Annotated in this window: 18 protein-coding genes; 13 read left to right on the forward strand and 5 right to left on the reverse strand. The window is 41.5% G+C overall.

Going from position 1 to position 23,293, the window contains the following annotated elements:
- The first annotated feature begins 157 nt into the window (after positions 1–157).
- Positions 158–1,705: a peptide chain release factor 3 gene (locus tag ACXM1Q_RS04645; RefSeq protein WP_458516607.1), complete on the forward strand. Its 1,548-nt coding sequence runs from the start codon at positions 158–160 to the stop codon at positions 1,703–1,705.
- 428 nt (positions 1,706–2,133) lie between these two features.
- Here ACXM1Q_RS04645 and ACXM1Q_RS04650 read toward each other — a convergent pair whose 3' ends face one another.
- The 3 genes from ACXM1Q_RS04650 to ACXM1Q_RS04660 form a co-directional block, all read right to left on the reverse strand.
- A complete protein-coding gene (locus tag ACXM1Q_RS04650; protein WP_458516609.1) occupies positions 2,134–2,844 on the reverse strand; it encodes an IS3 family transposase in 711 nt (236 codons plus the stop codon).
- Positions 2,814–3,518: a transposase gene (locus ACXM1Q_RS04655; protein WP_458516611.1), complete on the reverse strand. Its 705-nt coding sequence runs from the start codon at positions 3,516–3,518 to the stop codon at positions 2,814–2,816. The genes ACXM1Q_RS04650 and ACXM1Q_RS04655 overlap by 31 nt, the downstream gene beginning before the upstream one ends.
- Before the next feature lie 66 nt (positions 3,519–3,584).
- Complete coding sequence (locus tag ACXM1Q_RS04660; RefSeq protein ID WP_458516613.1) at positions 3,585–3,695, reverse strand: type II toxin-antitoxin system mRNA interferase toxin, RelE/StbE family; 111 nt, start codon at positions 3,693–3,695, stop codon at positions 3,585–3,587.
- Positions 3,696–3,905: 210 nt separating this feature from the next.
- On the opposite strand from ACXM1Q_RS04660, the gene lepA reads away from it, so the two are divergent.
- From lepA to ACXM1Q_RS04685, 5 genes are all read left to right on the forward strand, one after another.
- Positions 3,906–5,729, forward strand: a complete 1,824-nt coding sequence (lepA, locus tag ACXM1Q_RS04665) for a translation elongation factor 4 (RefSeq protein WP_458516615.1) — start codon at positions 3,906–3,908, stop codon at positions 5,727–5,729.
- 171 nt (positions 5,730–5,900) lie between these two features.
- Complete coding sequence (locus ACXM1Q_RS04670) at positions 5,901–6,935, forward strand: M42 family metallopeptidase (protein ID WP_458516617.1); 1,035 nt, start codon at positions 5,901–5,903, stop codon at positions 6,933–6,935.
- Between the two features lie 2 nt (positions 6,936–6,937).
- Positions 6,938–10,165 carry an ATP-dependent nuclease subunit B gene (gene rexB, locus ACXM1Q_RS04675; RefSeq protein ID WP_458516619.1) on the forward strand — a complete coding sequence of 1,076 codons (3,228 nt, stop codon included), beginning with the start codon at positions 6,938–6,940 and terminating at the stop codon, positions 10,163–10,165.
- 1 nt (position 10,166) lies between these two features.
- Complete coding sequence (gene addA, locus ACXM1Q_RS04680; RefSeq protein ID WP_458516621.1) at positions 10,167–13,769, forward strand: helicase-exonuclease AddAB subunit AddA; 3,603 nt, start codon at positions 10,167–10,169, stop codon at positions 13,767–13,769.
- A gap of 203 nt (positions 13,770–13,972) precedes the next feature.
- Positions 13,973–14,452 carry an EbsA family protein gene (locus tag ACXM1Q_RS04685; protein ID WP_135037806.1) on the forward strand — a complete coding sequence of 160 codons (480 nt, stop codon included), beginning with the start codon at positions 13,973–13,975 and terminating at the stop codon, positions 14,450–14,452.
- Here ACXM1Q_RS04685 and ACXM1Q_RS04690 read toward each other — a convergent pair.
- Positions 14,449–14,640: a ferredoxin gene (locus tag ACXM1Q_RS04690; RefSeq protein ID WP_458516624.1), complete on the reverse strand. Its 192-nt coding sequence runs from the start codon at positions 14,638–14,640 to the stop codon at positions 14,449–14,451. The genes ACXM1Q_RS04685 and ACXM1Q_RS04690 overlap by 4 nt on opposite strands.
- 54 nt (positions 14,641–14,694) lie before the next feature.
- Here ACXM1Q_RS04690 and ACXM1Q_RS04695 point away from each other — a divergent pair, with 54 nt between their 5' ends.
- Together ACXM1Q_RS04695 and cmk are read left to right on the forward strand one after the other, a co-directional pair.
- A complete protein-coding gene (locus ACXM1Q_RS04695) occupies positions 14,695–15,132 on the forward strand; it encodes an SAG1386/EF1546 family surface-associated protein (protein ID WP_458516626.1) in 438 nt (145 codons plus the stop codon).
- An 8-nt stretch (positions 15,133–15,140) separates the two neighbouring features.
- Entirely contained in the window at positions 15,141–15,812 is a 672-nt protein-coding gene (cmk, locus tag ACXM1Q_RS04700) for a (d)CMP kinase (RefSeq protein ID WP_458516628.1), read from the forward strand.
- A gap of 85 nt (positions 15,813–15,897) precedes the next feature.
- Here the strand turns inward: cmk and ACXM1Q_RS04705 are convergent, their stop codons facing one another.
- Positions 15,898–16,734: an AraC family transcriptional regulator gene (locus ACXM1Q_RS04705; protein WP_458516630.1), complete on the reverse strand. Its 837-nt coding sequence runs from the start codon at positions 16,732–16,734 to the stop codon at positions 15,898–15,900.
- A gap of 101 nt (positions 16,735–16,835) precedes the next feature.
- Between ACXM1Q_RS04705 and ACXM1Q_RS04710 the strand changes: the two genes are divergently transcribed.
- The 5 genes from ACXM1Q_RS04710 to ACXM1Q_RS04730 are packed head-to-tail and all read left to right on the forward strand — an operon-like array spanning position 16,836 to position 23,174.
- Complete coding sequence (locus ACXM1Q_RS04710; RefSeq protein ID WP_458516632.1) at positions 16,836–18,998, forward strand: alpha-galactosidase; 2,163 nt, start codon at positions 16,836–16,838, stop codon at positions 18,996–18,998.
- Positions 18,999–19,037: 39 nt separating this feature from the next.
- On the forward strand, positions 19,038–20,288 hold the full coding sequence (locus ACXM1Q_RS04715; RefSeq protein ID WP_458516634.1) for an extracellular solute-binding protein: 1,251 nt from the start codon (positions 19,038–19,040) through the stop codon (positions 20,286–20,288).
- Positions 20,289–20,303: 15 nt separating this feature from the next.
- The gene (locus ACXM1Q_RS04720; RefSeq protein ID WP_458516636.1) at positions 20,304–21,170 is read left to right on the forward strand and encodes a carbohydrate ABC transporter permease; all 867 of its coding nucleotides are present in this window, start codon (positions 20,304–20,306) and stop codon (positions 21,168–21,170) included.
- 13 nt (positions 21,171–21,183) lie between these two features.
- Positions 21,184–22,017, forward strand: coding sequence for a carbohydrate ABC transporter permease (locus ACXM1Q_RS04725; protein ID WP_458516638.1), 834 nt, complete (start codon positions 21,184–21,186; stop codon positions 22,015–22,017).
- Positions 22,018–22,040: 23 nt separating this feature from the next.
- On the forward strand, positions 22,041–23,174 hold the full coding sequence (locus ACXM1Q_RS04730) for an ABC transporter ATP-binding protein (RefSeq protein ID WP_458516640.1): 1,134 nt from the start codon (positions 22,041–22,043) through the stop codon (positions 23,172–23,174).
- Positions 23,175–23,293: the final 119 nt, after the last annotated feature.

Raw genomic sequence — 23,293 nt, forward strand, 5'->3', positions numbered from 1 at the left:
TCCGGAAGTTTATATTTTTGCGGATGACGCAGCTCTTTCAAAATTAGAAGCCTAATAGCTAGCCCTCCTGATGTCAAATCGGAGGGCTTTTCCTTTTTGTCTACTTTTCATGAACATGGTATACTAGTAAGGCAGAAAAAATCGGAAGGAAACAGTGATGTCACGTATTGAAGAAATGAAGCGGCGACGGACATTCGCCATTATCAGTCACCCGGATGCGGGGAAAACAACCATTACCGAGCAATTGCTCTATTTCGGAGGCGAAATTCGTGAGGCCGGTACGGTAAAAGGGAAGAAGACTGGGAATTTTGCCAAGTCTGACTGGATGGATATTGAGAAGCAACGGGGAATCTCCGTTACCTCATCTGTCTTGCAATTCGATTATCTTGGCAAACGGGTTAATATTCTAGATACTCCGGGACACGAGGACTTCTCTGAAGATACTTATCGGACCTTGATGGCAGTGGATGCGGCTGTCATGGTTGTCGATTCCGCCAAGGGTATTGAGGCCCAAACCAAGAAACTTTTTGAGGTTGTGAAACACCGTAATATCCCTGTTTTCACCTTTATTAACAAGTTGGACCGTGATGGTCGTGAGCCTCTTGACTTATTAGAAGAGTTGGAGGAAGTTCTTGGAATTGCTTCTTATCCTATGAATTGGCCGATTGGGATGGGAAAAAGTTTTGAAGGGCTCTATGACCTTCACCATGGTCGCATTGAGTTGTATAAAGGGGATCAACGTTTTATCGATTTTGACCAAGCGGAGAGCCACGGGCTAGGGAACAATCCTTTCTACCAACAAGTGCTAGAGGATGTAGACTTGCTAGTAGAAGCTGGAAATCCCTTCTCCGAGGAAGCTATCTTGGCAGGGGATTTAACTCCAGTCTTTTTCGGATCAGCCCTCACGAATTTTGGGGTTCAGACCTTCTTGGAAACCTTCCTTGAATTTGCACCAGAACCACATGGACATCAAACAACTGAAGGCGAGATGATCCAACCGGATGCCCCAGACTTCTCAGGTTTTGTCTTTAAAATTCAGGCGAATATGGATCCTCGACACCGTGATAGAATCGCTTTTGTGCGGATTGTGTCAGGCGAGTTTGAGCGAGGAATGGCCGTCAACCTCCCACGGACTGGAAAAGGTGCCAAATTATCCAATGTTACCCAGTTTATGGCGGAGTCTCGTGAAACTGTTGAAAACGCTGTGGCGGGAGATATTATCGGTGTCTACGACACAGGTACTTACCAAGTAGGGGATACCTTGACTGTTGGTAAAAACAAGTTTGAATTTGAGCCACTTCCGACCTTTACACCGGAAATTTTCATGAAAGTTTCTGCTAAAAATGTCATGAAACAAAAATCTTTCCATAAGGGGATTGAACAATTGGTGCAAGAGGGAGCTATCCAACTTTATACGAACTATCAAACTGGTGAATATATGCTAGGAGCAGTCGGTCAGCTACAATTTGAGGTATTCAAACACCGGATGGAAAATGAATACAACGCTGAAGTTGTCATGTCCCCAATGGGTAAGAAAACCGTCCGTTGGATCAAACCAGAAGACTTGGACGAACGCATGAGTTCTAGCCGAAATATTCTAGCTAAGGACCGCTTTGAACAGCCCGTTTTCCTCTTTGAAAATGATTTTGCCCTACGCTGGTTCGCTGATAAATACCCAGATGTGGAATTGGAAGAGAAGATGTAGGATAAAAATAAGCTATAGACAACAAACACTTCAAGACTGATACGTACCGTGTCAAGTAGACAGTTGAAATAAATAAAATGTTTGATACCAGACTGCCTTAAATTTAGGTGGTCTGGTTTTTCTTATTGGCAATGTCTTTCCAAAAATCAATGTATTTTTTAGCTTGCTTAATTGGATAGTGGGTTACCTGTTTTGGATTTGCCTTTGCTTCAGCTCTTATTTGTGCAGGTGTCTTTCCTTCAAATCTCTCCTGTGGATCATGATGATAGTAGTAATCAATTGTCTTTTCATACGCTTCCCTTCATCTCTTCGAAAGTAGCTATATGGGGATATAATACCTCTCGCATTTCCTTTAGTAGTCCTTGCCAACCTTCTAATGGGCCATTATCGATACACCGACCCACCCGAGACATTGACTGGCTCATCCCCTATTTTTCTAACATGTGGGCAAAAGGTTTTCTTGTAAATTGAAATCCTCGATCACTATGGAGTAAGGCCGGACTATCTGGTTCTTCTTTAAGGGCATTCTTAATAGCTGAATTCACTAGTGCCGTGTCATTTCTGTTACCTATTGCATAGCCAACAATATAGCGATCATATAGATCTAAGATTGCACATAGGTATATTTTTTGATTTGTTCCAGAAACTTTCTCTTCTGTAATATCGATACACCATTTTTCATTTGGTCGTTTTGAATTAAAATCACGATTGAGAATATTTTCAGCTGTCTGATCAGGGGTTGAAGTGGTATAACGTTTCCGCTTCTTGTATTTTGCTTTGTTGGAAGAAATATTGTTTACACACATCAAACGAGCTACAGTTCGTCGGTAGATTGGTTTTTCTCCAGCTTCTAGCTTATTGTTCAACACAAGTGTCATTTTAACTGAACCAAATAAACTATTATTACTTTTAGAAATTTCTAGAATCCTATCAAGGATAGTTTGGTCTCTCAATTCACGTTGACTGGGCTTGTGCTTTAGCCATTTATAGTAAGCAGCACGACTAATATGAGCCAACCGACACATCCAATCAATCGGCCAGCCTTTTTCTTCATGATAATTTTTAATTAACTGGTATAGCTTGATTTTAAGCTGCCGATTTTGAGCGATTATTCGTTGTTTAGGTTGTCCTGTAACCAACTCCTTTCTAATTCCCTCACTTTTTTTAAGAATTCACTCTCTTTCTCGCTTATTTCAAGCCTTCTTTCAAGTTCTTTAATTCTTCGATTTGCTTTTTCTAACTCAGACAATTCATCTTCACTGCGTTTGCGTCCACGATTGTCAGACAGTCCTTCTAAACCATCAAGTTTATACTTTCTGCACCAGTTATAGACTTGGGCATAGCTACAGCCAAATTTCTGAGCTGTCTCCTTATAATTTGAATCATGATCTAAACAATATTGAACAATTTCTAAACGTTCTTCTTTCGTTGTTTTTCTGCTAGCCATCTCGTAGACCTCCGGAGTAGGATTGTAATCCTTTAGTTCTTGATGACTATTATACTTGATAATCCATTGGCGTAGTTGATAAGTACTTCTTAGCCCAAATTTTGAAGCTATTTCTAAAAGAGAACCTTCTCCTAATTTATAGGCTTCAACACAGCTAAGTTTAAACTCTGTAGTATAGCTCTGATTACTTTTTCTAGGTAGTAACCCCTCAGAACCCTGCAATTGATACATTTTAATCCATCTTCGAATAGTACTCCCGGCAACACCATATTGACGAGCCAACACGTAACTAGAACCTTCACCTTTAAGATATTGGGTTACCGCTTCTAGTTTATCTTCAAAACTAATTTTACTTTTCCGCGACATAATAAAAATCCTACTTTCGTAAACAGTACTTTATTTATTTGTACTGTCTACGAAAGTAGGACTATATCAACCCGTTCGTGTTGCAGTTAAAATGAGATGTCCTTTATCAATTGCATAGATGAGAAGCCAATCGGGTTCAATATGGCATTCTAGTAGAGAATTTTTTTGATTAAGCAACTGCGAAAGCCTTGCCCCTCGTTGAAAAGCGAGGGGCTTCTTGTTATAATGGTAGGAGCTTAGAACTGATACTCATTAAGTTTCAAAATCTGACTTTCGCAAGCCTCTTTGATGAACTTTAGTTCGATTTTCATTGGCTTTTATCGTCATTCTTTGGAAATTTCGCGAGTATTTTGATTTAGTAGGTATGAAAAGAAAGAGATTGTGTTTATGAATTTTGAGGAATTAAAGGCAAGGCAGGAGAAGATTCGAAATTTCTCCATTATTGCCCACATTGACCACGGTAAGTCGACTTTGGCAGACCGGATTTTGGAGGCCACCGAGACGGTTTCTAGCCGGGAAATGCAGGCTCAGCTTTTAGATAGTATGGATTTGGAGCGGGAGCGAGGGATTACGATTAAGCTCAATGCTATTGAATTGAATTATACGGCTAAGGATGGGGAGACCTACATTTTTCACCTAATTGACACTCCGGGGCACGTGGATTTTACGTATGAGGTTTCTCGTTCTTTGGCGGCCTGTGAGGGAGCTATTTTGGTGGTGGACGCAGCTCAAGGGATTGAGGCGCAGACCTTGGCCAATGTTTATTTAGCTTTAGATAATGATTTGGAAATTTTACCGGTCATTAATAAAATTGACTTGCCAGCAGCTGACCCTGAGCGTGTGCGGACAGAGGTAGAAGATGTGATTGGTTTGGATGCCTCTGAAGCGGTTTTGGCTTCCGCTAAAGCAGGTATCGGGATTGAGGAAATCTTGGAGCAGATTGTGGAGAAGGTTCCAGCACCTCTAGGTGATGTAGAAGCTCCACTCAAGGCATTAATTTTTGACTCTGTTTATGATGCTTACCGCGGGGTTATTCTCCAGGTCCGCGTTATGGATGGTCTGGTTAAGCCGGGGGATAAGATTCAACTGATGAGCAATGGTAAGACTTTCGATGTGACGGAAGTCGGAATCTTTACGCCAAAGGCAGTGGGTCGTGATTACTTGGCAACAGGTGATGTTGGGTATATCGCAGCGTCCATTAAGACTGTTCAAGATACCCGTGTCGGGGATACGGTAACCTTGGCTTCAAATCCAGCAGATGCACCTTTGGATGGTTATAAGCAGATGAATCCGATGGTCTTTGCTGGACTTTATCCAATCGAGTCAAACAAATACAATGATTTGCGTGAAGCACTGGAAAAACTTCAACTGAATGATGCCTCTCTTCAATTTGAACCAGAGACATCACAGGCGTTGGGCTTTGGTTTCCGCTGTGGTTTCTTGGGGCTTCTCCATATGGATGTGATTCAGGAGCGTTTGGAGAGGGAGTTTAACATTGATTTGATTATGACAGCCCCATCCGTTATCTACCAGGTTAATTTGACAGATGGCGAGATGATAGATGTCTCCAATCCTAGTGAGTTCCCAGACCCAACTAAAATCGATTCCATTGAAGAACCGTATGTGAAGGCTCAGATTATGGTACCTCAGGAATTTGTTGGGGCTGTTATGGAGTTGGCACAGCGCAAGCGTGGGGATTTTGTGACGATGGATTATATTGATGAGAATCGCGTAAATGTCATCTATCAAATCCCTCTAGCTGAGATTGTCTTTGATTTCTTTGATAAATTGAAATCATCGACACGTGGTTATGCAAGCTTCGATTATGAAATTTCTGAATATCGGAAATCTCAATTGGTTAAAATGGATATTCTCTTGAATGGTGATAAGGTAGATGCTCTCAGCTTTATTGTTCACAAGGAATTTGCCTATGAGCGTGGAAAAGTTATTGTTGAAAAGCTTAAGAAGATTATTCCACGTCAACAGTTTGAAGTTCCAATTCAAGCAGCAATTGGACATAAGATTGTGGCACGGACGGACATTAAGGCTCTACGTAAGAACGTTTTGGCGAAGTGTTACGGAGGGGATGTTTCTCGAAAACGCAAACTCTTGGAAAAACAAAAAGCCGGTAAAAAACGGATGAAGGCCATCGGGTCGGTGGAAGTACCTCAAGAAGCCTTCCTAAGTGTCTTGTCTATGGACGACGAATAAGAGCCTATTTTGGTTTTCGTGAGACAAACCGATTGGGATATTTGTTTGTAGGACTTCCAAAATTTAAGTATGTTGCGATTGGTGCCCTCAATGACTAGGTCTAATGAGACTGCTCCATGAATGTGATGAGACAGGGACTAGTTCCCAGTCTCTTTTTTGAAAGGAGACCGTATGAAAACACTAGGTTATTTACAAGAACTTCTGGCAATTCCTTCTCCAACTGGTTTTACTCAGGAAGTAGTTGCTTATTTGTTGCAGACCCTAGAGAATTTGGGCTTGGAAGCCCAGGTCAGTCCTAAGGGGAATGTCCGAGTAACCCTACCTGGAAAAGAAGAGGGACCAGCTCGTCTCTTGACAGCCCATGTGGATACTTTGGGAGCTATGGTTCGGGCTATTAAACCAGATGGACGGTTGAAGTTGGATCGGGTTGGTGGATTCCCTTGGAATATGATTGAAGGGGAAAACTGTTTGGTTCATTTGGCTAATGGTTCGACAGTCTCTGGGACGATTTTGTTACACCAAACTTCTACCCATGTTTATAAGGAAGCAGGGACTCTTGAACGGAGTCAGGATAATATGGAAGTTCGCTTAGATGCTAAGGTAACCAAGGCTGAAGAGACTCAGGCTTTGGGAATTCAGGTTGGCGATTTTGTTTCCTTTGATCCACGGACCCAGGTGACAGAGACGGGATTTGTAAAAAGTCGTTTTTTGGATGATAAGGCTAGTGTTGCGATTCTGCTAGCACTTTTGGAAGAGATTCAATCGCAAGAGATTCACTTGCCAGTGACGACTCATGTGATGTTTTCAACCTTTGAAGAGGTTGGTCATGGGGCTAATTCGGCTATTCCTAATCAGGTAGTGGAATATCTAGCTGTGGATATGGGAGCTATGGGAGATGATCAGGCGACCGATGAATACACAGTGTCCATTTGTAGCAAGGATGCTTCAGGGCCTTATCATTATGGCTTCCGTCGTCAGTTAGAAGCCTTAGCTCAAGAATCGGGGATTCCTTACAAAATTGATATCTATCCTTTCTACGGCAGTGATGCCTCAGCAGCCATGTCTGCAGGTTGGGATGTCCGCCATGCTTTAATTGGACCGGGAATTGAATCTAGCCATTCCTATGAGCGTACTCATGTTGATTCCTTGAAAGCCACTTCTGATTTGATTTTCCGCTATCTCCAATCCCCCCTAATGGAAGGATAAAGATGAAAGTAGTTTACACTTCAATCCGAGCCAATCTGGTTAAGGATTTAGTTGAGGAAGCTTTGGATTTAGAATCCAAAGGTTATCGCGTTTTTTACATTGCACCAAACTCCCTGTCTTTCGAAAAAGAAAGACAGGTTTTGGCATGCCTACCTACCAAAGCTTCCTTTGGCATTACGGTTACCCGTTTTCAACAAATGACCCGCTACCTGTTGCTAGACCAGGAGGCAGAAGCTCAACGCTTGGATGACTTGGGCTTGCAATTATTGGTTTATCGGGTCTTACAGACCTTACCTCTTGAACATTATCGAGCTTATGGACGGATTCGTAAGGATCCTGGCTTTGTGCAAGAAGTAGCCTCGCTTTATAAAGAATTACAGGAAGCACGGATGGGGCTAAATTATTTGAGTCATCTGGATAATGCAGCCAAAACGCATGATCTGCAGATGATTTTTCAAGCCTTGGATGAAAGTATGGTTGTTGAAGGCTACCTACCTTCAACGACCTTGTCCGATTTTATTGAAAAATTGGAATCGGGTCGTTTGGATTCTAGTTTGGCCAAGGTAGCTTTGGTTATTGATGGTTTTACTCGTTTTTCAGCGGAGGAAAAACATCTCTTGGGGCTTTTACATCGTAAGGGGTGTCCTATTGTAATTGGAGCCTATGCTAGCAGGCGAGCACGGAAGCAGCAGTATTTAGAAGGAAATCTATACCAGGCTAGTGTCGAGTTTATTCAGGATTTAGGACGAGACTTTCAAGCTCAAATAGTAGAAGGTTCTGCTGGAGCTCAGGATGGTTTTCAAGAACTGACGGATAGACTTGAAGTTTTTTATGAGTTTGGTCCTAAACAGGATTTTGCTCCGCTAGAACTTCCTCTATTCCTCCATAAAAAGGGGACTCCCCAGGCAGAAGTTGAATGGGTCGCGCGTCAGATTCGCCGTCTTTTAGCAGATGGGTATCGTTATAAGGATATTCGCCTGCTCTTGGGGGATGTGGAGACCTATGCTCCTCAAGTTGCTACGATTTTTGACCGCTACCAAATTCCCTTCTATATTGGTCGCCGGGAATCGATGGCTGATCATCCCTTGATTCACTTGGTGGAGTCTTTGGAAAGTCTTGTTCGTCGTCATTTTCGTCGGGAGGATTTGACCAATCTCTTGCAAACGGCTCTCTATGGAAATTTGGCAGCTGAAGACTTGGACCAGTTGGAATCTTATTTGCGTTTTAGTGATATCAATGGTTTGGCAGCTTTGCAACGTACTTTTACGTCCAATGACGGAGACCGTTACGATTTAGAAAATCTCAACCAAATCCGAGATGCGATTCTAAGTCCCCTTCTTCCTTTTGTCAAAGCCAAAAAGCAAAAAGGGGCTAGTCTTCTTAAGAAGTTTCGGACTCTGCTAGAGGAAATCGCTTTGCCAACGAATTTAGTCCGGTTAAGTCAAAGCTTGGATTTGCGGGAACAGGAGCAACAGGCTGAGGTCTGGAAGGCCTTTACAGACTTGTTTGCACAAATGGAGCGATTGGTGGGGGATACGCCCCTGACAGTCTCAGAATTTTTGGAACTCTGGCGGGCTGGAATCCAGTTGGCTAGCTATCGAACGGTACCAGCTACAGTTGATGTGGTCCAAGTCCAATCGTACGATTTGGTCCAACCTCTGGTAGCCAAACAGGTCTTTGCCATTGGTTTGACCGACGATTTCTTTCCTAAAGAAAGTGGAGAGATGGGATTGCTCACGATTGAGGAAAAAGAAAAACTCAATCAAAGTGCAGATCAAGGTCAAGCCTTGCTTATTCCTTGGCGAGAGAATGGACCTAAGAATCATTTTACAGCCGTTTCTCTCTTAAATGCGGCAGAAGAAGCTCTGTATTTAACGTGTCCAGGGCAAATTGATAATAGTGAAAAGAGGCCCTCGCCCTACTTACAAGTTTTGAATAAATTTGGAATTAAGTGGCAGGACAGGCAAGAGCAGAGTCTAACTCCGGATGATATTGGCTCCTATCAAGGATTACTGTCACAGGTTGTAGAGCTATATCAGGAAGGAATTCAGGCAGAGTGGCAGGCTGAAGAGGAATCTTATTGGAAGGCCTTGATTCGATATTTGCGTCGATATTTGGCTCAGGACGGGTTTAGTCTACCTGGTCTAGATTATCAAGTTCAGAGTAGTCCGTTAACAAAAGCAACTTTAGATCGTCTCTATCCGCAAGACCAGGGGCTCAAGTTGTCTGTGTCCAGTTTGACAGATTACTATAAAAATCCTTATTCTTATTACCTGAAACATGTGCTTCGTTTGCGTGAAGAAGGTAGTATCCACCCAGATGCTCGGATTCATGGTCAGTATATGCACCAAATTTTTGAGGAATATTTCGCTCGGTTATCTGAGCAAGAGCCGGTACAAGCCTTAGATCAGGCTATTCAAAAGGTTAATCGTGAAGCTTACGTTCGCTACCGTTATGGCTTGGATGAAGAGAGTCGCTTTTCCCAACGAATACTGCTAGATATTGTCCGGACGTCGGCCCAAACCTTGGAAGCCCCAGTAACGGAGACTCTGGAGGAAGAGAAAGGTTTCCGCTATCTCTTATCTTCTGAAGATCAAATCTATGTGAGTGGCGTCATTGATCGGATTGATCAGCTCCAAGGAACTTCGATTAAAGGTGTAGTGGATTACAAGTCAGCTGACCAGAATTTCTCTTATCAAGACTTTTATAATGGTCTTAATTCCCAATTGGTGACCTATTTGGATTATTTGTCCAAGGATCAGGTTTTTGGAGCGATGTATTTTCATCTCAATAATCCCTTGGTTTCCTTTAAAAAACAAGAAGAAGCTGGGTATTATTTGGCGCAGGCCATGAAGGAGTTTACCTATAAGGGGCTTTTCTTGAGCAGCGAGAAGGATCGATTGAGTGATCAATATTTGCTGAAAAGCGGACGCAAGGACTTTACTTTGGAGGAAGAAGAACTGGCCATCCTCTTGGCCTATAATCGCTTGCTTTTCCAAAGGGCTGCTCAAGCCATTAGAGCTGGGCAATTCCCTGTCCAACCAATTAGTGAAGATGGACAATCTGTTCGAGCCTACGTTGATCAGTATAAGGCCATTACTCAGTTTGAAACACCCTACCATTACCAGAACCTGCGAATTCTTAATCAGTTAGAAGGAACTTCCAACAAAGAGGACTGGCTGGCAAAAATTCGTCAAGAATTGGACATGAATGAGCAGGAGGAGGAATAAGATGAAACCTATCCCTTTTTTAAATGCAGAGGAGATTCGCCTTTTACAAGAAAAAGAAGCGCAACTGCAAACAGACCGTAAGCGGACTCCGGAACAGATCTTAGCTATCTACAGTTCTGGTAAAAATACGCTGGTTTCGGCTTCGGCAGGGTCTGGTAAAACCTTTGTTATGGTTGAACGGATTATGGATCAGCTTAGTCGTGGTATTGGGATTAATCAGCTTTTTGTTTCCACATTCACGGTTAAAGCAGCGGGAGAGCTCAAGGAACGGCTACAAGCCAAGCTAACGGAAAAACTCTCTGATCCGGATATAAGCCCTATTTTAAGAGAACATTTGCTTCGTCAACGACAAATCTTGCCGCTCAGTGATATTGGAACTATGGATGCTTTTAACCAGAAACTGCTCGCCAGGGAGGGGTATCGCCTGAACATCAGTCCCAATTTTCGGCTTCTCTCTGATCCTAGTGAACTGCTTCAATTTCAAAAGGAGGTCTTTAGCCAAGTTTTTGAAAGCTACAGTTCTGGCTCAGGAGAAGAGGATTTTTATCGCTTGGTTACCAATTTTACAGGCCAAGCGAAAGATATCACTGGTTTCCGCCGGGTAGTGTATGAGCTAGCCGAATTCATGGATGCTCTGCCCCAACCGCTAGAGTGGTTGGAAAAAGCAGTATCCTTCCGAGAAATTCAGGATTTACGACAAGTGATGCAGGAATTGTATCCAACTTTGGCTAAGGATTGTTGGTCAGCTGCTGACGCCATCTATGATCTCACACAAGATCCAGATTACAAGATGTTCAAAAAAGATGGTAAAAAAACGGCAGTTTATATAAAGCATGAACAGATGATGGAAGAGTTGCGAACCTTAGCAGGTCAACTTGATTCCTCGGTTCCTTGGGAAGAAGTCGAAGAAAAACTCTCCCACCTGTTAGGGCTACTTCCTAAAACAGGGGTTATTACTGTGGCCGGAGTTAAATACGATTTTTTGAAAACCATTGTGGATCAACTTCAAGGCCTTCAATCCTTGCCCTTTATTTTAGGGCAAGAAGCAGAGGTTGCTGACTTACTTGTGGCTCTTAAACAGTTTGTGAGCGATTATTATCAGGCTCTCTATCAGGCTAAGTTGGCTGAGAATGCTTTTACATTTAGTGATGTAAGTCATTTGGTCCTTCGTCTCTTGCGGGAATGTCCAGATTTACGCGAAGAACTAGTGGCTACCTATCATGAAATTATGATTGATGAGTACCAAGATACCAACTCTTTGCAGGAGGAGGTATTAGAGCTGATCTCCAACGGGCACAATCGTTTTATGGTGGGGGATATTAAGCAATCGATTTACCGTTTCAGGCAGGCAGAACCCGAAATTTTTAATCAGAAATTTAAGTTGTATCAAGAAAATCCGCTTGTGGGGCAGCTGATTTTACTGAAAGAAAATTTCCGTAGTCAGGAGTCTGTGTTGGAAGCTACGAATGGTCTGTTCAAGCATCTTATGGATGAGCAAGTCGGGGAGATTGACTATAATCAGGTGCATTACTTGGTAGCTGGAAGCCCTAGACAGAAGCAGTCTGATTTGCAGGCTCAAGCTCAGTGTTTGATTTTTGACCAGGAAAGCGAAGGAGAGTTGAATGAAGGGCATGTCTTGATTGCTCAGATTCAAGAACTGCATAAATCTGGAGTGCCTTATAAAGAGATGTGTGTCTTAGTCGAAAGTCGGACTCGCAATAAATCCTTAGTAGATTTGTTCCAGCAATGGCAGATTCCTTTCATTGAGGATCAAGGTCAGGGATCCTATCTTCAAGCTGTTGAGGTCATGGTTATGTTGGACACTCTGCGGACCCTCCACAATCCTTTGCAGGATTATGCTCTCTTGGCTCTTCTCAAATCGCCTATGTTTGGTTTTGATGAAGATCAATTGGCCCGCATAGCGCTACAAGAGCAGGGACTCTCTCTTTCGTTGTTTGAAAAAATAAAACAAGCCCATACTGGTACTGGGGCTGCACCGGACTTAATCGAGGAGGCGCTTCACGAGAAAATCCGAATCTTCTTGGATTATCTGAATTCATGGCGAGATTATGCCAAATTGCATAGTCTTTATGATTTGATTTGGAAAATTTACAATCAGCGTCATTACTATGATTATGTCGGAGCCTTGCCAGAAGGAGCCAAACGACAAGCAAATCTCTATTCTTTGGCCCTGCGGGCTCGGCAATTCGAGCAAGGTGGGTATAAGGGCTTAGCACGTTTTATCGATCGGATTGAAAAAATCCTTGCGTCAGACAAGGACTTGGCAGATGTGGTAACGGAAGTAGATGAAGATGCGGTCCAAATTTTGACAATCCATAAGAGTAAAGGTTTGGAGTTTCCCTATGTTTTTGTCTACAATTTAGATAAGGATTTTAATAGTGAGGATTCCAAGGGGCGGATATTGCTGAGTCGAGATTTAGGTATTGGGATTCAGTCTGTCAAGATTCTCGAGACTCCAAATGACAAGCCCAACCATCTGCAATCTGTTCGTCTCTCCCTCCCTTCTCTCAATTACCAGCGAATTCGGCAGGAGAAGCGTCGTCAGACATTATCAGAGGAAATGCGACTTTTATATGTGGCGATGACACGCGCAGAGAAACAGCTTTTTCTAATTGGAAGAGGGAAGCGGACGAAGTTAGAAGATGCTTACCCAGGTGTTGGTCCTAGCCAGTTTTTATCCGTAAGTGACCGTCTGAGTTATAAGAATTTTCAGGATTGGGTTTTGGCAGTTTCCTCCAGTTTTCCTAGTTTTAATGAGAGCATGGCAGTACACTTTGTGGGACAAGAGGAAATAGACTTGCAAGAAGTTCAATCGGATGTTCCAGTTCTGCCAGTGGATCCGGATGACTTAGCAGATAACCGCCAGTCAGAGGATTTAGCACGTGCCTTGGATATTATTGAGAATGTTGATCGCCTAAATAGTCTGTATCAGGCGGCTATCCAGCTACCAACAGTACGAACTCCTAGTCAGGTTAAAGATCTGTATCAACCAGTCTTTGATCAAGAAGGAGTGGCTCATATGGAGACAGCGAAACCAGCACCCTTGGACTTCAGCCTACCGACTCTTGGTTCTAAAAAGTCAACTGTCAAGGCTAGCCAGGTGGGGTCGAATCTCCATGCTTTTATGCAAGGTCTGGACTTATCTCAAGGGAGAGTGGACCAAGCAATCCTGCAGGAGCGTCTGGAGCAGATGAAATTGGAGCCGGCTTTGGCCAAGGTTTTACCATTGAATAAGATTTTGGATTTTTTCCAAACAGAACTCGGGAAGCTCTTTTTAGAGAATCCTTCTAGACTTTATCGAGAGGCTCCTTTTGCGATGTTGCAGAAAGACCCTGCAAGTGGTGAGGAATTTGTTGTTCGGGGAATTTTGGACGGCTATCTTCTGTTTGAGGATCGTATTATTTTGTTTGACTATAAGACCGATCGCTATCGCAATCCAGCTCGGGTAGTATCTCGTTATCGTGGTCAAATGGGTTTATATGCTCAAGCCCTTAAACAAGCTTATGGAATCAATCAGGTCCAATCCTATTTGATTTTATTAGGAGGGCAGGAGATTCAAGTGGTTAACCTAGAGGATTTCTGAGTTTTTCTTTTAAGGATTTCCTTATCTAAGGTTAAGTTTCATAGTTTGGGAGAAAGTAGCTAGAAAGGGGAAGTTTTTGAGCCCCTTTATAGAGGACGATCTTTGATTTGGCTAGCTAGGTTTATGGTGGCTTTTTATCGACTGTAAGCAGGGTCTCCCCATTTTCTAGCATTTATGCTACACTATTAAGGAGGAGGTGGACCATGATAAAAATTTTTGGTCAAGTACGCTACCACTGGCAGCCACAACTATCCATCCTGATTATCTATTGGTCACTCTCATTGGTTCCCATTTTTCTAGGTTTGGCCTTGATGTATGAAAGTTCGCAGATCCCCATGGTGGTTCTGTCCTCCTTCGTACTGTTTATGATTTTGATGGGAATTGGATTCCATCGGTATTTCACCATTTATGAGTCAGGGACTTTACGAATTATCTCGGCAAATCCCTTTCAGCCTTCGAAATTAGCGATTGATCAGATAGAAAAAATAGAGGTTACTAAAACCTCTATTACCCTTTATTTATTTGGTCAGGAAAAAGGGCGGACCTACTATATGCGAAAATGGCCTAAGAAATACTTCGTCAACGCCTTAGCATTAAACCTTCATTTTAGAGGAGAGGTGATTCTAACAGACCACCTCATTCATCTAGATTATTATGAGGTTTATTACCAAGACAAAGACTAGTGTTCAATGGCGCGTGTTGGACATTCTTTAATGGCCTGGATGAGACCAGGAGTTGTTTCGACTTCGAGACTTTGCTCGTCACTTTGATAGAATTTGACAATACCGTTGTCATGGTAGTCAAAAACATCGGAGTATGTTTGACAGAGTCCACAAGCGATACAACGTTCAGGAATTAGTGTTACTTTCATAGTTCTATTTTATAGGGAATAGAATAAAAAAACAAGAAGAAGAGGTAAAAAGCTTTGAGTAGAAAACGTAAAAATGAGATTTCGGATGAAAAACTCAATTCATGGTTGGTTTGGGCGATTTCCGCTGCAGCCATTGTGGTGATTATTATTTCTGGGATTTTGATTTTCCTTTCAGTTGGTGGCAGCAAGCAAGAAGAAGCTGTTCAAGGATTTTATAGTTCAGAAGTTTCTGGGGGAAATGCTCAAGCTTCGTCTGAGGTAAGTACGGAGTCTTCCGAAGACGAGGATGGAGAAGAAGAGGAAACAACTCCAAGTTCTAGCAAGAAGAACAGTACTGGCGGTGCAACTATCACAGTTCAGGCAGGTGAAGGTGAGGCAGCGATTGCAGCACGTGCAGGAATTTCTATTGCGGAATTGGAAGCTTTGAATCCAGAAAATATGAGAACCGGTTCTTGGTATGCTAATCCAGGTGAGGAAGTACGGGTTGAGTAGGAGTGAATATGCAAGCATTACAAATTGCGATTGATGGACCTGCATCTAGTGGTAAAAGCACAGTTGCCAAGTTACTAGCCAAGAAGCATGGCTATACTTATTTAGATACTGGTGCGATGTATCGGGCAGCAACATTTTTAGCCTTGAAGGAAGGCTTGGATTTAGAAGATGCCTCTGCTATTGTCGCTATGTTGGATGCCTATCCAATCTCATTTGGTCGGAATACGGGCGGTGAACAATTGGTTTATGTTGGCGAGACAGAGATTACAGATGCTATCCGTCAACCAGATGTTACACAAGCAGTATCCACTGTTGCTGCCCTACCTGCTGTGCGGGAAAAGTTGGTTCAACAACAACAAGCCCTAGCTCAGGAGGGTGGAATTGTGATGGATGGTCGAGATATTGGAACGACTGTTTTACCACAGGCCCAGGTCAAGATTTTTCTAGTAGCTTCCGTTGAAGAACGAGCGGAACGTCGTTATAAGGAAAATAAGACTCGTGGCATTCTAACAGATCTAGAGGTCTTAAAAGCTGAGATTGCTGAAAGAGACTATAAAGATAGCCACCGAGCTGTTTCGCCATTACAGCCAGCGGAAGATGCGATTCATTTCGATACGACAGGAGTATCGATTGATGGCGTGGTTGCATTTATTGAATCTGAGATTGCGAAAAAGCAGTAAAAGGAAGGATTATGTCCTTCCTTTTACTGCTTTTTTGAGTTGTGTTGATGAATCTAGAGAAGTGAATGAGGGGGCGATGGGGAGCTTATTTTTGATTAGAATGGGCTTCTCGGTACTGACTGGGACTAAGTTGATAATATTTACGAAAAGCCTTAGAAAAATTAAGAGGATCGTCATAGCCGACAGAATAGGCTACGATTTTAATGGGTTCATTAGTTGTTATTAATAATTCACTAGCTCGTTGCATCCGAACTTGTAAGAGGTATTCTTTTGGTGATTGATTTTGAAATTCTTTAAAGGAAGTTGAAAGGTAGCTTCGATTCATCATGAGATGTTTTGCAATTGAATTAATGCTTAGATTGGAGTTTCCATACTGAGTATCAATGAACCTTTTGGTTTTATACCATATTTTTTGAGTAGGATTGGTATCTGTTGTTTGTTGATGAGGGAAGTATTTGTGAAGAAGGAAAAAGATATCATAGAGACTGCTAAAAAGATGGAGATGCATCTCCGTATCGAGGTCGATATTTTGAGCAGTTTGGATAGCTTTACTCATTCCTTTTTCGACTTTGTCTGAGTGCTTTTGTTTTCGGAGAACGGCATCTCGTCCCAAGGTAGATAGTTGGAAATATTCTTCGGTCTTACTTCCGGATAGTCCAAACCAATAATAGGTCCAGGGTTCTCTCTCATCTGCTTGGTAGAAAGTAACTTCGTTGGGCTTTAGAAGAAAAAAATCACCTGTGCTTAAAGAATGGACTTCTCCCTTATGATGAAAGGTTCCTTTTCCCTTTACGATGTAGTGGAGCACATAGTTGGAACGTACGGCAGGTCCATAGGAATAATTAGGAGCACATTCTTCGTATCCGAAGAAATCAATGGTTAGGTCAATCGTATTGGTTTTGTATTCAGCAAATCGTAACATTTTTACACCTCTTCTAACATTTTACCATGTTCTTCTAACAAAAAGCCATTAAAGAAACCGTATCCATTCTGTATAATAATGGTAAAAATGAGGAGTGAGATATGGGAATACTGATAAAAGATACTATTTTTTACATTACTAGCAAAGATTTATCTTTAGTAATTGAGAATAAGGATGGTGATTTGTTATTACGTCATTTTGGAAGAAAAATAACAAATTACCATCATTCCAATGCAGTATTTGAGAAGGATCATGCCTTTTCAGGTCAATTAAATCCGAATAATCGGACTTATAGTTATGATACTCAACGCCAAATTCTTGGTTTACATGGTTTCGGAGACTTTCGTCAGCCATCGGTTAAGATTCAGCATGGGGTGACAGATATAACCCGTTTTGTTTTTTCTAAGGCTGAGGTTGTTAAAGGGATGTCGCTTGAATCTAGTCTCCCGTATCCGCATTCTTTAGGGGATTCGGAGACCTTGGTATTGACTCTGGTTGATGAGGTTGCTGATTTGGAACTGCGTCTGTTTTATACAGTTGTCGAAAATAGCAATACCATCGTAAGTTATGCAAGACTCGAAAATAAATCCTCTGAACCTGTGGTTATTCGTCGGATGTTAAGTGCAATGGTGGATATCCCAGCAGGAAATTATGACAGTATCACGTTACAAGGTGCCTATGGTCGTGAGAAGAAGGTTCGTAGACAAGGAGTGGAGCAAGGGATATTCAAAATTGTTTCGAATAGGGGGGCTTCAGGCCACGCGCAGACACCTGCCTTGATTCTCTGTGAACGGACAGCGACAGAGCAGGCTGGAGAGGCCTGGGCTTTGCAACTAATGTATAGTGGTAATTTTCAAGCCTTTGTTCAGCAAAGTCAGCTAGATGAAGTTCGTCTTGGCATTGGGATTGAGGATGAGAATTTTTCCTGGGAGCTTGCTCCGGGAGAACGGTTTGAAAGTCCAATCGCTTTGATGTCCTACTCTTATACAGGATTAACAGGGTTAACAAGTGAAAGTCAACAATTTGTGACAGATTATATTGTCCCAAGCCAGTTTGCTCAGCAGGAACGTCCTATTTTGTTAAATAACTGGGAAGCAACTTATTTTGATTTTAAAAAGGAGAAGTTGCTGGAGTTAGCTGACGAGGCGCAACAGGTTGGGATTGAACTGTTTGTGTTAGATGATGGTTGGTTTGGGAATCGATTTGATGATAATCGAGCTCTTGGAGACTGGATTGTTAATGAAGAAAAACTTGGAGGAAATCTACAAGAGTTGATCCAGGAGATACATGCCAAGGGCTTGCAATTTGGTTTGTGGTTTGAACCTGAAATGATCTCTGTGGATAGTGATCTTTATCGGGCGCATCCAGATTGGGCGATTCAGGCTCCCGGTTATGACCATACCTATTCTCGAAACCAGTTAGTATTAAACTTGGCGAATCCTGAAGTTGTGGATTATTTGAAACAGGTCATTGATGGAATTCTTACGGAGTACGCGATTGACTATGTGAAATGGGACTATAACCGAAATATGACCAACTTGGGGAATGGTCGGAATTATCAGGAGACACAAGAGCAATCTCATGCCTATATGTTGGGGCTATATGAGCTAGTGGCTTATTTGACACAAAAACATTCGCATATTTTATTTGAATCTTGCTCGGGTGGGGGTGGTCGTAACGACTTAGGAATGTTACGTTATTTCCCACAGGTTTGGGCTAGTGACAATACAGATGCAATTGCACGTCTTCCAATTCAATATGGGTCTAGTTACCTCTATCCTACAATTGCTATGGGAGCTCATGTGTCAGCAGTGCCAAATCATCAAGTTGCCCGGAGTACAAGTTTGGAAACCAGAGGCCATGTGGCTATGATGGGAAATCTAGGTTATGAATTAGATCTAACCAGTTTGTCTCTAGAGGAAAAACGAGCGATTAAAGAACAAATTGCTTGTTATAAAGATATTCGTCCAATTGTGCAGTTTGGAAAACAATACCGTTTACTAAATCCAGAAGATGCGAGCAATGAGGCGGCGGTTGAGTTTGTGTATAAGGATCAGGTCTTAGTGACCTATGTTCGTGTATTATCAACCATTGAAACCATTGAAAGTACCGTGAAATTATGTGGTTTAGATGCAGAAGCCAACTATCGATTACGGGGTACTGACAAGGTCTATTCTGGAGCAGAGTTGATGTATGCTGGATTGACAATGGTTTTATCTCAAGGGGATTTCCGAAGCAATCAGTTTATCTTTGAAAAAATCTAAAGCCTTGCTTTGCTTATTACGTATAGAAAAGAGGAAATTATGAAGTGGTACAGCAAGTTTGCCTTAGTTGGATTATCAACTGTAACAGTGTTAGGTGTAGCTGCTTGTGGGCAGAAACCGGAATCCACGAGTCAAAAAATTAAAGTTGAATTTTTTAACCAAAAACAAGAGATGACAGATACTCTGGAAGAAATTTCAAGAGATTTTGAAAAAGAGAATCCAAATATTGATATTGAAATTACAAATGTGCCTGCTGCAGGAATTGTGCTGAAAACGCGGATGTTATCAGGGGATGTGCCAGACATAGTCCATATCTATCCACAAAACATTGATTTTCAAGAATGGACAAAAGCAGGGAAATTTATGGATATGACTGGAAAGTCCTATCTGAATAACTTGAAAAATGATTATGCTAGTTTTTATGAGGTGGATGGGAAGGTATACAATGTTCCTCTGAATGCGAATGTTTCTGGAATCTACTACAACAAAACAAAATTTAAAGAATTGGGAATCGAACCTCCTAAAACTTATGCGGAATTTAAAGAGATTGTAAAGAAAATTAAAGACACAGGTCTGGCTCCTTTTGCGGTAGCAGGAAGTGAGGGCTGGACTTTAAATGGCTACCATCAGCTTTCCTTGATTACATCTGCTGGTAGTGGAGATGCTGTCAATGACTATTTACGTTTCTCTGCTCCGAATTCAATTTCTCCAGATGATGCCTTGTTGAAAGCGGACAGGGACAAACTTGATTTATTGGCGAATAACACTCAAGAAGGCTGGAGAGGTGCCGGTTATAGTGATGCCATTGCTGCTTTTTCAAGTGGAGAAGCTTTGATGATGCCCCAAGGTTCTTGGGCTTTGGCTGCAATCAATCAACAGGAACCTGAGTTTGAAGTAGGAATGTTTGCATTCCCAGGACAAAAGGAAGGTCAAAAAGCTACCGTCGGAGCAGGCGATTTAGCTTTATCTGTATCAGCTACAAGTAAGCATCAGAAAGAAAGTGAAGCGTTTGTGGCCTATATGACCCGTCCGGAAGTGATGCAAAAATACTATGATGTGGATGGTTCCCCCGTTTCTGTTAAAGGTGTAAAAACAGATCCTAATGCTCCTTTAGCTGAAATTTCAGAATTAGCCTTTACGGATAGACACTTTGTCTGGTTGGCTCAAAAATGGACTTCTGAAGAGGATTTCTTCAATCTAAGTGCGAACTATCTCTTAGAACAAAATCCAGTGATGCTAGCGGATAACTTAAATGCCTTCTTCAATCCCATGAAGGCTGATCTTGATTAGGATAGGAGTGTAATCATGAGAAAATTGTTAAATAAGTATTGGGCTTGGACTTTCTTAGCGATTCCCATCGTTTTGCAGCTCATTTTCTTTTATTTACCCATGTTACAAGGTGTCTTTTTCAGCTTTACCAATTGGACAGGGCTTACTTATAATTATGACTTTGTCGGTCTTAATAATTATAAATTGTTGATGTTGGACGCTAAATTTTTCCAGGCTATTTCATTTACCATTATCTTGACCTTGGCTTTAATTATTGGAGAAATTGTACTTGGTTTGTTTATTGCGCGTACTTTAAATTCTAAAATAAAAGGTCGCACCTTTTTTAGAGCTTGGTTCTTCTTCCCAGCCGTGCTATCATCTCTGACTGTATCCTTAATCTTTAAACAGTTCTTTAATTATGGATTGCCAGCAATTGGAAAATTCCTAGGTATTGGTTTTCTGCAAGAGAGCTTGTTGGGGACTAGTACAGGAGCGATTGTGGCAACGATATTTGTTCTCCTTTGGCAAGGAGTGGCTATGCCGATTATTCTGTTTTTAGCAGGTTTGCAAAGTATTCCAGAGGAGATTGTTGAAGCTGCTGAGATTGATGGAGCTTCGTCTAAACAGACATTCTGGAATATTGAACTACCTTATTTGCTCCCTACGATTTCGATGGTCTTTATTTTAGCGTTGAAAGCAGGATTGACAGCTTTTGATCAAATTTTTGCTTTAACGAGTGGTGGACCTAACAATGCAACAACGTCTTTAGGACTTCTTGTTTATAATTATGCGTTTAAGAGCAATCAATTTGGTTATGCGAATGCTATTGCGATCATTCTATTTATACTGATCGGGGTAATATCTGTGATTCAAATTCGATTGTCTCGTAGGTTTGAAATCTAGTAGAGGTGGCTTTATGAACAAAATGAAACAAACAACGGATTTTTGGAAATATCTTTTATTGAGTGTTGGTGGGATCTTTATTTTCCTTCCGCTCATGGCAACCGTTTTTTCATCGTTTAAGACGACAAAAGATATTGTTGCGAATTTCTTCGGTTTTCCAAATCCTTTTACAATGGACAATTATGAACGTTTGATTTCGGATGGAATTGGAGGATATTTTTGGAATTCCAGTGTGATTACAATTCTCTCATTATTGGCTGTCGGAATGGTTATTCCAGCAGCGGCATATGCAATTGCGAGAAATATGTCTAGGCGAAAAGCTTTTGCCATTATGTATTCACTATTAATTCTTGGGATTTTTGTTCCGTTTCAAGTCATCATGATCCCTATTACAGTTATGATGAGTAGTCTTGGTTTAGCCAATATGTGGGGATTAGTATTGCTTTACTTAACCTATGCTGTACCGCAGACGCTTTTCCTATATGTTGGATATATTAAGTTGAGTATACCGGATAGCCTTGATGAGGCTGCTGAGATTGATGGTGCTGACCGCTTTACAACCTATCGTCAGGTCATCTTTCCGATGCTGAAACCCATGCATGCGACAACGTTAATTATTAATGCTCTTTGGTTCTGGAATGATTTTATGTTGCCGCTTCTTATTTTGAATAAGGATTCTAAACTATGGACTCTTCCTCTATTCCAGTATAACTACCAAGGTCAATACTTTAATGATTATGGTCCAAGTTTTGCGTCCTATATTGTCGGAATTATTACAATTACAATTGTCTACTTGATCTTCCAGAAAAATATTATTTCAGGTATGAGCAATGGAGCTGTTAAATAGCTCAAGAAAATGAGGAGAGAAAAATGGTTGAATTAAATCTTAATCACATCTATAAGCAATATGAAAATGCGTCACATTATTCTGTTGAAGATTTTAATCTACACATTCAGGATAAGGAGTTTATTGTGTTTGTAGGGCCTTCGGGGTGTGGAAAATCAACGACACTCCGGATGGTAGCTGGTTTAGAAGATATTACCAAAGGTGAATTAACAATCGATGGTGAAGTGGTCAATGATAAGTCGGCAAAAGACCGGGATATTGCAATGGTTTTCCAAAACTATGCCCTTTATCCGCATATGACAGTTTACGATAACATGGCTTTTGGTTTAAAATTGAGAAATTATTCAAAAGAGGAAATTGATAAACGAGTCCGCAATGCTGCTCAGATTTTAGGTCTAGTAGAATTTTTAGACCGCCGTCCAGCAGATCTATCGGGAGGTCAACGTCAGCGGGTTGCCATGGGACGTGCGATTGTTCGGGATGCGAAAGTCTTTTTAATGGATGAACCGCTTTCTAATTTGGATGCCAAATTACGGGTTTCCATGCGGGCAGAGATTGCGAAAATCCATAAACGGATTGGGGCTACAACTATCTATGTAACACATGATCAAACAGAAGCTATGACTTTGGCGGATCGCATTGTCATTATGAGTGCGACTAAAAATCCTGATGGTTCAGGAACAATTGGGCGAGTAGAGCAGATTGGCACCCCTCAAGAGTTGTATAATCATCCTGTCAACAAATTTGTAGCTGGTTTTATTGGAAGTCCAGCCATGAACTTTTTTGAGGTGACTGTTCAAGAAAACACGATTGTCTTTGAGAATGGTCTTGAAATGGAGGTTCCTCTAGGTCAGATTAAAGTTTTACAAGAGGCTGGTTATGTAGGTAAAAAAGTCATCTTTGGGATTCGTCCAGAAGATATTACCAGCAATTTAGTAGCACAAGAAGCTTATCCAAATGCAACAGTTGAAGCTGTTGTGACGATTTCAGAACTATTAGGATCTGAAACGATGCTCTATGCGCAGTTTTCTAAAGAGGAATTTGCTGCTCGGGTGGATTCTCAAGATTTCCATCATCCAGGAGAAAAAGTTAGTTTGACCTTTAACGTAGGAAAAGGACACTTCTTTGATCTCCAAACGGAAAAAGCTATTCGTTAATAGTTACTTTGTAAGGACTGGAATAACATTCTTATTCCTGCCCTTACACAGTTGCTTGAGTCAGATCTGAAACGTTCATTAGATCACAAATGAATTCGTGAAGTATTCCAATCATGTAG

It is taken from the genome of Streptococcus sp. 10F2, from assembly GCF_054331515.2.